General features: G+C 73.3%; 13 protein-coding genes. 10 read left to right on the plus strand and 3 right to left on the minus strand.

The window, feature by feature from the left end; all coding sequences use genetic code 11:
* The first annotated feature begins 31 nt into the window (after positions 1 to 31).
* From ACFYML_RS26850 to rsrA, 5 genes are all read left to right on the plus strand, one after another.
* Positions 32 to 742: an SOS response-associated peptidase gene (locus ACFYML_RS26850; RefSeq protein ID WP_387423278.1), complete on the plus strand. Its 711-nt coding sequence runs from the start codon at positions 32 to 34 to the stop codon at positions 740 to 742.
* Between the two features lie 211 nt (positions 743 to 953).
* Positions 954 to 1,346 (plus strand): WhiB family transcriptional regulator, encoded by a 393-nt coding sequence (locus tag ACFYML_RS26855; protein WP_073834731.1) that lies wholly within the window; start codon positions 954 to 956, stop codon positions 1,344 to 1,346.
* A gap of 251 nt (positions 1,347 to 1,597) precedes the next feature.
* Entirely contained in the window at positions 1,598 to 2,215 is a 618-nt protein-coding gene (locus tag ACFYML_RS26860) for an alpha/beta family hydrolase (RefSeq protein WP_387423279.1), read from the plus strand.
* 294 nt (positions 2,216 to 2,509) lie between these two features.
* On the plus strand, positions 2,510 to 3,316 hold the full coding sequence (locus ACFYML_RS26865; RefSeq protein WP_387423280.1) for a sigma-70 family RNA polymerase sigma factor: 807 nt from the start codon (positions 2,510 to 2,512) through the stop codon (positions 3,314 to 3,316).
* 2 nt (positions 3,317 to 3,318) lie between these two features.
* Positions 3,319 to 3,606 (plus strand): mycothiol system anti-sigma-R factor, encoded by a 288-nt coding sequence (gene rsrA / locus ACFYML_RS26870; RefSeq protein WP_387423281.1) that lies wholly within the window; start codon positions 3,319 to 3,321, stop codon positions 3,604 to 3,606.
* Positions 3,607 to 3,715: 109 nt separating this feature from the next.
* Here rsrA and ACFYML_RS26875 read toward each other — a convergent pair whose 3' ends face one another.
* Positions 3,716 to 3,790, minus strand: a complete 75-nt coding sequence (locus tag ACFYML_RS26875; protein WP_369700219.1) for a 50S ribosomal protein bL37 — start codon at positions 3,788 to 3,790, stop codon at positions 3,716 to 3,718.
* A gap of 209 nt (positions 3,791 to 3,999) precedes the next feature.
* Between ACFYML_RS26875 and ACFYML_RS26880 the strand changes: the two genes are divergently transcribed.
* Together ACFYML_RS26880 and ACFYML_RS26885 are read left to right on the plus strand one after the other, a co-directional pair.
* Positions 4,000 to 4,221: a biotin/lipoyl-binding carrier protein gene (locus tag ACFYML_RS26880; RefSeq protein WP_198940289.1), complete on the plus strand. Its 222-nt coding sequence runs from the start codon at positions 4,000 to 4,002 to the stop codon at positions 4,219 to 4,221.
* Positions 4,218 to 4,730, plus strand: coding sequence for a GNAT family N-acetyltransferase (locus ACFYML_RS26885; RefSeq protein WP_387423282.1), 513 nt, complete (start codon positions 4,218 to 4,220; stop codon positions 4,728 to 4,730). Before ACFYML_RS26880 ends, ACFYML_RS26885 begins: the two co-directional genes overlap by 4 nt.
* A 16-nt stretch (positions 4,731 to 4,746) precedes the next feature.
* On the opposite strand, the gene ACFYML_RS26890 is transcribed toward ACFYML_RS26885, so the two are convergent.
* Positions 4,747 to 5,316, minus strand: coding sequence for a TetR/AcrR family transcriptional regulator (locus ACFYML_RS26890; RefSeq protein ID WP_387278838.1), 570 nt, complete (start codon positions 5,314 to 5,316; stop codon positions 4,747 to 4,749).
* Between the two features lie 113 nt (positions 5,317 to 5,429).
* On the opposite strand from ACFYML_RS26890, the gene ACFYML_RS26895 reads away from it, so the two are divergent.
* Positions 5,430 to 7,022 (plus strand): MDR family MFS transporter, encoded by a 1,593-nt coding sequence (locus tag ACFYML_RS26895; protein WP_387423283.1) that lies wholly within the window; start codon positions 5,430 to 5,432, stop codon positions 7,020 to 7,022.
* 88 nt (positions 7,023 to 7,110) lie between these two features.
* Here the strand turns inward: ACFYML_RS26895 and ACFYML_RS26900 are convergent, their stop codons facing one another.
* Positions 7,111 to 8,937, minus strand: coding sequence for a tetratricopeptide repeat protein (locus tag ACFYML_RS26900; protein WP_387423284.1), 1,827 nt, complete (start codon positions 8,935 to 8,937; stop codon positions 7,111 to 7,113).
* 183 nt (positions 8,938 to 9,120) lie between these two features.
* Between ACFYML_RS26900 and ACFYML_RS26905 the strand changes: the two genes are divergently transcribed.
* Together ACFYML_RS26905 and ACFYML_RS26910 are read left to right on the plus strand one after the other, a co-directional pair.
* On the plus strand, positions 9,121 to 10,152 hold the full coding sequence (locus ACFYML_RS26905) for an SIS domain-containing protein (RefSeq protein WP_387423329.1): 1,032 nt from the start codon (positions 9,121 to 9,123) through the stop codon (positions 10,150 to 10,152).
* Positions 10,153 to 10,177: 25 nt separating this feature from the next.
* The gene (locus ACFYML_RS26910; RefSeq protein ID WP_387423285.1) at positions 10,178 to 11,722 is read left to right on the plus strand and encodes a sensor histidine kinase; all 1,545 of its coding nucleotides are present in this window, start codon (positions 10,178 to 10,180) and stop codon (positions 11,720 to 11,722) included.
* Positions 11,723 to 12,011: the final 289 nt, after the last annotated feature.

The following is a 12,011-nucleotide window of genomic DNA, read 5'->3' on the forward strand; positions in this document are numbered from 1 at the left end:
GGAACCCGGGCGGCGGGTTAGCGTGTGCGCCATGTGCGGGAGGTACGCGACGAGCAGGAGCGCGGGCGACCTGAGCGCGCTGTTCGAGTCGTCCGACGAGACCGGCGCCGGGGTCGGCCCGGACTTCAACGTCGCCCCCACCGACCCGGTGCCGTTGGTCCGGCTGACGCCGGAGGGGCACCGGGTGCTCTCCGTGGGCCGCTGGGGGCTGATCCCGCACTGGTCCCGCACCGCCGCCGGCGCCGCCCGCATGATCAACGCGCGGGCGGAGACCGTCGCCACCAGCCGGGCGTACGCTCCGTCCTTCGCCCGCCGGCGCTGCCTGGTCCCGGCCGACGGCTGGTACGAGTGGGTGCGCGAGCCGGGTGGCCGCCGGCAGCCGTACTACATGACCCCGACGGACGGCTCGGTGCTGGCGTTCGCCGGCATCTGGTCGGTCTGGGAGTCGGCGGGGCACGACCTGCTCACCTTCAGCGTGCTGACCACCGCGGCGGTCGGCGAGCTGGCCGAGGTGCACGACCGGATGCCGTTGCTGCTGCCCCGGGAGCGGTGGGCGTCCTGGCTCGCTCCGGGCGGCGAGACCGGGGCGCTGCTCGCTCCGCCCGCCGCGGAGTGGCTCGCCGGGCTGGAGGTCCGCCCGGTCTCGCCGGCGGTCGGCGACGTGCGCAACGACGGTCCCGAACTCACTGCCCGGGTGCCTGCGCGCCGAGAGGAGATCGGCTCGGAAATGACCTTGTTCTGATGATCGTCAGCACATTGTCGTGTGCTGATTTGCCGGGGTTGCGCCTGAAACGTCGCCCGGTTGTTTAGCCGTGTTTGCGGCAGAGTCTTGTCCCCGTGTCCGAAAGTGCGATAAAACACAGCGCCGGTGTTGGGCGTCTGTTCGCACGGGGCGGATGACACCCATCGATCCACCATGATCATTTGCCGGTCCCACGGGGGAGGTGGGTGTATTGACACGGGCGCGTATGCCCCGCCCGCACGAAGTCGCCGCCGCACGACGAGATCCGCGACTGCTGCGGGCTCTGCACGAGCGGCGACAGGACGACGCGTGGCGGACCAGAGGAACCTGCCAGAGTGTGGACCCGGAAACGTTCTTTCCGGCACCCAACGAACCGGCCGACGCGGCCGTTGCGCTCTGCCGCAGTTGTGACGTCCAGGGATCCTGCCTGGCCTGGGCGCTGGAGGTGGGCGACTGCCACGGCGTCTGGGGTGGCACGACCCCACGCGAGCGGCGGGCCATGCTCGTCGCCTGGCGCAGCGAGGTGCAGCCGGATCCGGACGCGGCCGACGAGGCCGGCCCGCCGGTCCGGGATCAACTGCTCACCCTGGTGCCGTCGCGCTGACGCCGTGCACCGCCCGCTCCCCGCATCGGGGCGCGGGCGGTGGCGTCAGCGGCGGCCCACGGCCACGGACCCGCCGGGCAGGGTGCTGCCGACCCGCTACACCCTCGACGGTGGTGACTGCCGGCGCCCGCGGGTAGCACGGGCCCGCGGTGCGGCGGAACCCGCTGCGGCGAACCGCCGCGGGTCGGACCGGACCGGCGAAGAACGTGCCGGGTGGGGCGGGCGGCGTCGGCCGTGCGGAGAATGGGCGGGTGCGGCACAGCGACGAGATCGAGACGCCCCGCGGGCCGGCCCGCGCCGACACCGACGTGCCGGCCGGCCCGGTGGACACCCTGCTGGTGCTCGGGCACGGCGCGGGCGGTGACGTCGACGCCCCCGACCTGGAGGCGGTCCGCGACGCGGTGACCGAGGCCGGGGTGGGCGTCATCCGGGTGACCCAGCCCTACCGGGTCGCCGGGCGGCGTGCTCCGGCCCCGGCCGGCCACCTCGACGAGGCGTGGACGGTCGTGCTGGCCGCCCTCCGGGCCCGCCATCCCGATGTGGCCCGCTGGGTGGTGGGTGGCCGTTCCAGCGGCGCCCGGGTCGCCTGCCGGACGGCCGGTGCCGTCGGCGCGGCCGGGATCGTCGCGCTGGCGTTTCCGCTGCACCCACCGGGGCGCCCGGAGCGCTCGCGCGCCGACGAGCTGTCCGCCGGTCTGCCCACCCTGGTGGTCAACGGCGACCGGGACCCGTTCGGCGTGCCCGCCCCGGCGCCCGGCGTCGACGTGGTGGTCCGCCCAGGGGAGCGGCACGACCTGCGGGTCGATCCGGCGGGCACCGCCGCGGTGGTCCGCGACTGGCTGCGCGCCCGAGGTTGGACGCCCGCCTGACGTCGCCCGCCACCCGGATCCGGCCCGAGCGTGGCCTCCCCGTCCGATTGAGGGGACTACTTCCCGGATTGGCGGGGTCTGCGGGGGCGTGACCGTCGGTGGCGGCGGGTCGTTGCATCGGATGGTGTCGGACGCCCGCGGTTCGGGCGTCGGAGGCCATCCTCCCAGGCCCTTCCTGGTCCCAGCGTCGGTCGCGGTCGACGCCGGGGCCAGGAACGGCGGGTGGCGGAATGTGGCGACCCACGGCGCGCGTTACTACCCCCGGACGCCATTTCCAGCCGAGGGGGGTGACCGGTGCCGACCGAGACGCGGAGCCGGGAGCGGGACGAACGGGACGCGCGGCAGCTCAGGCAGCTGCTCGACGCGCCGGAGTGGCCCGCGGAAGTGCCGGTGGTGGTGAGTGCCAGCACACCGGCCGGAAGTGAATCTGTGGGCAGGCGGGTACGCGTATCCTCGGCGGGGAAGCATCCGACGCGAGGGGACGTGTGGTTGACCACCGAGAAGACGGACGAGCGCAGGGCCCGCTTCGAGCGGGACGCGATGCCCTTCGTCGATCAGCTCTACGCTGCCGGGCTGCGGATGACGCGGAACCCGGCGGATGCCGAGGATCTGGTCCAGGAGACGTACCTGAAGGCGTACGCCGCCTTCCACCAGTTCGAGCAGGGCACCAACCTGAAGGCCTGGCTCTACCGGATCCTGACCAACACCTACATCAACTCCTACCGGAAGCGGCAGCGCCAGCCCGTCCAGGCGCCCACCGACGAGATCACCGACTGGCAGCTCGCCGAGGCCGAGTCGCACACCTCCAGCGGGCTGCGCTCGGCGGAGACCGAGGCGCTCGACCGGCTGCCGGACAGCGACGTCAAGGAGGCCCTCCAGCAGCTGCCGGAGGAGTTCCGCCTGGCGGTCTACCTGACCGACGTCGAGGGCTTCTCCTACAAGGAGGTCGCCGACATCATGGGCACCCCGATCGGCACCGTGATGTCGCGGCTGCACCGCGGCCGTCGTAATCTGCGCAAGCTGCTCGAGCAGTACGCGGCGGAGCGTGGGTTCAGCGCAGCGCCGAAGGGTTCGACCGCTGCCGCCAGCCGGGAGGTGTGACCGTGAGCTGTGGAGATCCGCACGAGACGGACTGCCGGGAAGTGCTTGCGGAGGTCTACCTCTACCTGGACCTGGAGTGCGCCGAGGAGCGGCGCCTGCTGATCCGGCACCACCTGGACGAGTGCGGGCCGTGCCTGCGCGAGTACGGCATCGAGCAGGAGGTGAAGGCGCTGGTCGCCCGCTGCTGCGGCAACGAGATCGCGCCCGAGCAGTTGCGCGAGCGACTGCGGGTCCGCCTGACCGAGCTGGTGGTCTTCGAGACCACCGAGTCCCGCGAACTCGCCGACTGAGCGAGCGCGACCAGCTGAAGACACCGGTGGCCCGGGTCCGATCGGACCCGGGCCACCGGTCTGTCCGGCCACCGGCCGGCACGGTCGCTGATCCGGCGTACGCCGACGATCAGGAGTTGGGGCGCTTGCCGTGGTTCGCGCCGCTCTTCTTGCGGGCCTTCTTCTTGCGGGCCTTCTTCGCCATGCTCTGCCTCCTTGTGCTGGTCACGGTCCGGCCGCGGCGAGCGCGGCGGAGGTCGCGTACCGGTGCTCCGGGCGCCGGAGACCGACCCGCTGATGCTAGTGCCGGTGGCGGTCGCCAGGCTCCGGTGGGGGCGGAACCGACGGGTCGCCCCGCTCTCGGGCCCGGTCATGATTGGATACCGTTCGCAGCAGCCGGTGGAGAGGGAGGGCCTGGAGATGGCCGAGGAGATCCGCGCCGAGATGGTGGCGAACGTCTGGAAGGTCGTCGCGTCGGCCGGGGACACCGTGTCCGAAGGGGACACGCTGGTGATCCTGGAGTCGATGAAGATGGAGATCCCGGTGGTCGCCGAGTCCGACGGCGTCGTGCAGCAGATCGCGGTCAACGAGGGTGACGTGGTGCAGGACGGCGACCTGATCGCGGTGATCGGTTGAGCGGCCTCCTGGTCCGCCGGGCGGAGCCGGCCGACCATCCGGCGGTGGCGCGCCTGACGGTCGCCGCCTACGAGGCGGACGGCCAGCTCAAGGGCGAGAACGGCTACGGCCTGGTGCTCGCCGACGTGGCCACCCGGGCGGAGACCGGCGAGGTGCTGGTCGCCGTCGACGAGGCCACCGGCGAGGTGCTCGGCTCGGTGACGTTCGTGCTGCCCGGCTCCCCGTACGCGGAACTGTCCGGTCCCGGTGAGGCCGAGTTCCGGATGCTCGCGGTCGATCCGGCCGCGCAGGGGCGCGGGGCCGGAGTGGCCCTGGTCCGGGCCTGCGTGGCGCGGGCCACCGAGCTCGGCTGCACGGCCGTGGTGATCTGCGTACGCAGCGGCATGGCCGCCACCGCACACCGGCTCTACGAGCGGCTGTGCTTCGTCCGGGTGCCGGAGAAGGACTGGTCGCCGCTGCCCGGCGTGCAGCTGCTGGGCCTGCGGTTGGACCTCACCGCAGGCGACTGACCGGGGTCGCAGCCGGTCAGTCGCCGTCGGCGATCCGCGCCAGCAGCTCGTCGGCCACCTCGAGGGAGATCTTCCGGCGGTCGTCGTCGGTGATGTGCGGCGTGCGTACCGCGAACCAGCTGCTGTGCACCGCGAACAGGGTCAGCGCGGCCCGGAGCTGGGCGGCCGGCGACTCGTCGCCCCGGCACAGCTCGTTGGCCAGCCGCATCATCCGCTCCCGCATCTGCTGGCCGGCGGCGAGGCTCTTCAGCACGGTCTGGTTCTGCTCGAAGAAGCGCATGACCGCCGGCAGTTCGCCGGCGAACATGGTGTCCGCGTACTGGGCGATCAGGACACGGCGGGTGGCCAGGGTGGCGGGCTGGGTCTGCGCCCACTCGATCAGCTCGTCCATCCGGCGTAGCCGGTCCTCGACGAAGCTGTTGACGATCTCGTCCTTGCTCTTGAAGTGGTAGTAGAGCGCAGCCTTCGTCACCCCGAGCCGCTCGGCGATCTCCCGCAGCGAGGTCTTCTCGTACCCTTGCTCGGTGAAGAGCTCCAGCGCGACGGCCTGGATGCGTTCCCGCGTGCCGCCTGTGCTCTCCCTCACCCTGACCACCTATCTCGCTTGACGACTTTCCGACACCAACTTACCGTGCGGCTAGTAAGGTAACTAGCCGGGCGGCAAGTAAGTCGGTCACAAATCTTCGGGGGAGCTTACCCATGAGTCAATCAGCCGAGGCGATAGCGCGACCCAATGTCCGGGTCGTGCTGTTCGGCCTGATGATCGCGATGATGCTCGCGATGCTCGACAACATGATCGTCAGCACCGCGCTGCCGCGGATCGTCTTCGAGTTCGGCGGGGCCGACCACTTCACCTGGGTGGTCACCGCGTACGTGCTGGGCACCACGGTCTCCACCCCGATCTGGGGCAAGCTCGGTGACCTCTACGGCCGCAAGGCGGTCTTCCTGACCTCCGTGGTCATCTTCCTGATCGGCTCGGCGCTGTGCGGCATGTCCGGCTCGAGCCTCCTCGGCGGCGTCGACGACGGCATGATCGAGCTGATCGCGTTCCGGGCCGTCCAGGGTCTCGGCGCCGGTGGCCTGATGGTCGGCGTGATGGCGATCATCGGTGACCTGGTGCCGCCCCGGGAGCGGGGCCGCTACCAGGGCATGATCGCCGGCATCATGGCGATCGCCATGGTGGCCGGCCCGCTGGTCGGCGGCTTCATCACCGACCACCTCTCCTGGCGCTGGGCGTTCTACGTCAACCTGCCGCTCGGCGGCGTGGCGTTGCTGCTGCTGGCCACCACGATGCACCTGCCGAAGTACCGCACCGAGCACAAGATCGACTGGCTGGGCGCGGCGCTGCTCTCCGTCGGCATCACCGCGATCGTCCTCGTCACCACCTGGGGCGGCAACGAGTACGACTGGACCTCCCCGCAGATCCTCGGCCTCGCCGCCCTGGCCGCGGTGACCCTGGCGCTCTTCGGCCTCGTCGAGCGGCGGGCGCCCGAGCCGATCCTGCCGCTGGGGCTCTTCGCCAACCGGAACTTCGCCGTCATCTCGGTGATCGGCTTCCTGCTCGGCTTCGCGATGTTCGGCTCGATGAACTTCCTGCCGCTGTACCAGCAGACCGTGCAGGGTGCCTCGGCCACCAACAGCGGCCTGCTGCTGCTCCCGCTGATGTTCGGCATGCTGGTGGTCTCGCTGGTGGTCGGCCGGGTCATCACCAAGACCGGTCGCTACCGCGCCTTCCCGATCATCGGTGGCGTGGTGATGGCCGCCGGCATGGGCCTGCTGACCCTGCTGGACGTTGGCACCAGCAAGGTCGAGTCCTCGCTCTACATGATCGTGCTCGGCGTCGGCATGGGCTTCCTCATGCAGACGACGATGCTGATCGCGCAGAACAGCGTGGAGCAGAAGGACCTGGGTGCGGCGAGCGGCGCGGCGACCTTCTTCCGCTCGATCGGCGGCTCGTTCGGCGTCGCGCTGTTCGGCGCGATCTTCGCCAACCGGCTCGCCGACTCGGCCGCCGGTCCCGCGTTCGCCGGCGGACAGGGTGGCGAGGGCGGCGCCATGGACCTGGAGAAGCTCAAGCAGCTCACCGGGCCGATGCGTGAGGTCGTCCTCGGCGGGCTCTCCGACGCCATCTCGCACGTCTTCGTCTGGGCGGTGTTCCTCACCGTCGCGGTGCCGGTGCTCGCCTGGTTCATCAAGGAGGTCCCGCTCCGCTCGTCGAACGACGTCCGGCCGGCGGACGGCACCCCCGAGGACCAGGCCGAGGCCGCCCTCGGCAGGGCTCCCGTCGCCTGACGCACGCGCCGCGGCCACGCCGACCCCTTCCCGGGGTACGGCGTGGCCGCGCCGCGTACCGGCCCCTTGATCGACTCCGGGTCGCCGGTCAGGTGCGGCCGAGGAGGGCGGCGAAAAGGCGGCGGAGGCGCGTGAACAGACCTGGCCGGGGTGGGGCGTCGGCGGGGCCGCGGATCAGCTCGCGGGCCAGGTCGCGGGTCGCCGGGTCGAGGTCCGGGGTGGCCAGCGCCAGGTGGGCCAGCGAGGTGGCGATCGGCACCCGGCGTTCGCGGGCCACGGCCGCCACGTCGGCGATCCGCTCGGCCACCACCGCGGCCACGTCGGAGCGTACGGCGGGGTCGACCCAGGCGGCGGTGACGAGGGCGAACAGTGCCGCCTCGGTGATCCAGTCCTCCACCCCCCAGACCAGCTCCACCAGCACCCGGCGGCGGGTCGACTCCGCCCACGGTTCGTCGGTGCGGTGGTGCAGCAGCCCGAGGCAGGTCCAGACCTGCACACAGCGCACCCAGAGCGACGGGTCCTGACCGGCGAGCACCCGGCCCAGCGCGGTGACCGGCGGCTCGGGTGGATGCACCAGCAGGCCGAGCAGGTCGGCCAGCTCCAGGGTGGCCAGCCCGACCGCGCCGTCGTACGCGGCCGGCGGGTGGGGCCAGGCCGGGTGGGCGAGCTGCCGGATCCGCTCCGCCGCCTCGGCCGACGGGCTGGGCACGGTGGGCGCGGCGATCGTGCCCTCGTACCGCCACAGCTGGCAGGTGGTGGCCCGGCGGGGTTCCCGCGGGTCCGGGTCGGCGACGGCGAGCACCTCCACGTCCAGCCCCGGCACGGCCGCCGTTGCGGTACGCATGGCGCTCGGCGGTTCCAGCGCGTCGAGGCGTACGGCGACCCGGGCGGCGCCCTCGGCGGCGAGGGCCTGCCGCAGCGCGTCCAGCACCGGCCCGCCGGCCGGGGTCACCTGCCCGAGCCAGGGGCGGCTGCGGCAGCACTCGGCCAGGTCGCCGTGCTCGTGGGTGTCGTCGGGGTGGTCGCGGACGAAGTCGGCGAGGGCGACCAGGTGGGCGACGTCCGCGTCGCGCTGGAAGCGCAGCCGGTGCGCGGTGTGCACCGCGCAGTCGAACGTGGGGTCCTTGGCGAGTGCCCGGTCGATCCAGTCCAGCGCCTCGTCCAGCCGGCCGTTGTCCGCCAGGGTGCCGGCGATGTCGGCGTACACCGCGAGGTCGTCGGGGTCGAGTGTGACCGCTCGGCCGAGCGCGGCGAGCGCGTCCCGGGTCCGGCCGGCGCTGCGGTACGCGTACCCGAGCCACACCTCGCCGAGCTTGGTCGGCTGTGCGCGTACCCCGCGGGCCGCCCAGGTGACGGCGAGGGCGACCTCGCCGAGGCGCCGGGCCAGCGCGGACGCCGCGCCCAGCAGCAGCGCGTGCCCGGGGTGCGCGGTGACCGCGTTGCGGGCCAGCACGAGGTACGGCCGCAGCGGGTCGCGGAGGCGGCGGGGGACCGGGTCGGGCACCGCCGCGCAGATCTGCATGAGGATCCGGGCGGTGCGTTCGGGGTCGAGCCGTTCGGGCAGGTCGGGGGCCGTCACCCAGGGCACCCCGGCCCAGTCGGCACCGGGCGCGTAGCCGGTCGCGGCGGCCAGCAGGTCGAGCCCCTCGGCGGGGTGCCCGGTGGCGGCGAGCAGGTGGGCGCGGGCCACCACCGCGCCGACGAAGGCGTGGTGCCCGAGCGGGAAGAGCTCCAGGTCACCGCCGCTGGCTGCGGCCACCCGGGCGAGTGTCTCGTGCACCTCCGGCAGCGTCGGGGCCCGGACGAGAGCGGCGGCGACGTGGTCCGCGGCGTGCGGGAGGTTTCCGTCGGCCAGCGCCAGCCGGGCCAGCGCCAGCTCCTCCTGCGCGGCGAGCGCGGGGTCGTCCTCGGGCACGTCGTCCTCTCGGTGGTCGGTCCGCCAGCCGGGCAAGCCTAGGCGATCACCGGTCCGGGTGGTGATCTACTGCGCACTACTGCGCGTTCCGTTGCTCGTCACAGCCGAAAGGTGCAAGACTGAGCACGGATCGCGCGGCAATCGCGCAGAAGGGGGCCTTCCGTGACGCGTCCAGGGGCCGGCATGGCCGCCGACATCGAGGAGCAGCCGGCCGGCTACGACCGCCTGCTCTGCGCCGAGCACGCCGAGGCGATCGCCCGCGTCGCGGCGGTGATCGCCGAGCGCCGGCCCCGCCACGTGGTCTTCACCGCCCGGGGCACCTCCGACCACGCGGCGCTGTACGCCGCGTACCTGAGCGAGATCCGGCTCGGTCTGCCCGCCGGTCTCGCCTCGCCGAGCGCGATCACCGTCTTCGGCGCCCGGCCGGACCTGTCCGACGCCCTCGTGGTCGGCGTGAGTCAGAGCGGCGGCTCGCCGGACCTGGCCGAGGTGCTGCGGGTGGCCCGCGCCTCGGGCGCGCTCACCCTCGCCGTCACCAACAACCCCGACTCGCCGCTGGTCGGCACCGCCGAGCTGAGCGTGGACATCGCCGCCGGGCACGAGCGGGCGGTCGCGGCGACCAAGACGTACACGGCCGAGCTGCTCGCGCTGCTCATGCTGATCGAGGGGGTACGCGCCGGCGACGGGGTGCTCCCCGTCGAGGAGCGGGCCGCCCTCGCCCGCCTGCCCGAGCTGGCCGAACGCACCCTGTCCGACGCCACTCCGGCGCAGCTCGCCCCGCGCTACCGGTTCGCCGCCCAGCTCGTCACCACCGGCCGGGGGTACGCGTACCCGACGGCCCGGGAGGCGGCGCTCAAGCTGATGGAGACGTCGTACCTGCCGGCGCTCGCCTTCTCCGGCGCGGACCTGCTGCACGGCCCGCTCGCCATGACCGACCCGGACGTGCCGGTGCTCGCCGTGGTCGGTTCCGGCCCCGGCGGTGAGTCGATGCGCGAGGTGCTGCCCCGGCTCGGGGAGCGTCGTGCCGACGTGGTGGTGGTCGGCTCCGCCGACGTCGAGGTGACCGCCCGGATGGCCGTGCCCGAGGTCGACGAGCGGTACGCCCCGCTGCTGGACATCCTGCCGCTGCAGCGGCTGGCGCTGGCGCTGGCGCTGGCCCGGGGCGAGGACCCGGACGCTCCGCGCGGGTTGAAAAAGGTCACCGCGACGATGTGACGCCCGGCGTGGCACGCTGGTCAGCGTGTCCACCCTGCGCGACCTTGCCGAGGAGCACACCCAGCTCCGGCCGAGCGACATCGACCACCTGCACCGGATCGCCGGCGACTGGCAGCTGCTGTCCGACCTGTCCTTCGCCGACCTGCTGCTCTGGGTGCCGGTGGACGGCGACGGCACGTTCCTCTGCGTGGCCCAGGTCCGGCCCACGACCGCGCCGACCGCGTACCTCGACGACCAGGTCGGGCGGATCGTCGGCGGGCCGGAGGTGGCGCACCTGGACGTGGCCCACGGGCAGGGCCGGATCTGGCGGGAGGGCGACCCGGTCTGGTACGGCGACGTGCCCGCCCGGCACGAGGCGATCCCGGTGCGGCTGCGGACCGCCGACGGGGAGGCCGGCGAGGTCATCGCCGTGGTCGGCCGGGACACCAACCTGTCCACCGCGCGGACGCCCAGCCAGCTCGAACTGAACTACCTGACCACGGCCGACGACCTGGCCCAGATGATCGCCGACGGCACCTTCCCGCCGCCCCGGCACCCGGGCGAGACCACCTCGGCGCCCCGCGTCGGCGACGGGCTGGTCCGGCTCGACGCCAACGGCAAGGTCACCTACGCCAGCCCGAACGCGCAGTCCGCGTACCGCCGGCTGGGCTACGCCTCCCATCTGGTGGGGGAGGACCTGGCCAAGCTGCACCGCCGGCTGGCCGGCGACCCCCTCGAAGGCACCGACGCGGGCAACGCGGTGCTGGCCGCGCTGCGCGGTGAGGCCCCGCCCCGGCGGGAGATCGACGCCCGCGGCGCCACCATGCTCACCCGCGCCCTGCCCCTGATGCCGGCTGGCGTGCCGATCGGCGCGCTGGTGTTGGTCCGCGACATCACCGAGGTACGCCGCCGGGACCGCGCCCTGATCACCAAGGACGCCACCATCCGGGAGATCCACCACCGGGTGAAGAACAACCTGCAGACCGTCGCCGCGCTGCTCCGCCTCCAGGCCCGCCGGGTCGCCATGCCCGAGGCCCGGGTCGCCCTGGAGGAGTCGGTACGCCGGGTCGCCTCGATCGCCCTGGTCCACGAGACCCTCTCGATGTCCAGCGACGAGGCGGTCGAGTTCGACGGGATCGTGGACCGGGTGGCCAGCGCGGCCACCGAGGTCGCCGCCACCGAGGTGAGCGTCGGCATGCGCCGGCAGGGCAGCTTCGGCGTACTGCCGGCCGAGATCGCCACCTCGCTGGTGATGATCCTCAACGAGCTGCTGCTCAACGCCGTCGAGCACGGCTTCCCGGCCGGCGAGGAGGGTGCCGCCGGCCCGCGGGACGGGGCAGAGCCCGCGGTGGTGGTCTCCGCGCACCGGTTCCGCAAGCAGTTGCACGTCTCCGTCACCGACAACGGGCGCGGCCTGCCCGAGCAGTTCGACGCCGAGCGCGGCGGCAACCTCGGGCTGCAGATCGTCCGGGCCCTGGTCACCGGCGAGTTGCGCGGCACCATCGAACTGCGCAACGGCGCCACCGGCGGCACCGAGGCCGTGCTGGTCGTCCCGCTCGCGCGCGGCACCACCGACCGCCTCACCACCTGACGCCCCCGCCGCGTCTCGCCCCCGCGCGTCTCGCGCCCGCCTCGTCTCGCGCCCGCCTCGTCTTGCGCCCGCCTCGCCTCGCGCCCGCCTCGCCTCGCGCCTGCGCGCAAGGTCCGCACTAGTTCTCGGAAAGAGTGGCCTCCTGGCGCGTCGAGGGCACTCTTTCGGGGAAGTTGTGAGGATCTTGGCGAGGGCGAGGGCGAGGGCGAGGGCGAGGGCGAGGGCGAGGGCGAGGGCGAGGGCGAGGGCGAGGGCGAGGGCGAGGGCGAGGGCGAGGGCGAGGGCGAGG

Origin of the sequence: Micromonospora sp. NPDC007230 (genome assembly GCF_042869115.1) — a bacterium.
GTDB lineage: Bacteria > Actinomycetota > Actinomycetes > Mycobacteriales > Micromonosporaceae > Micromonospora.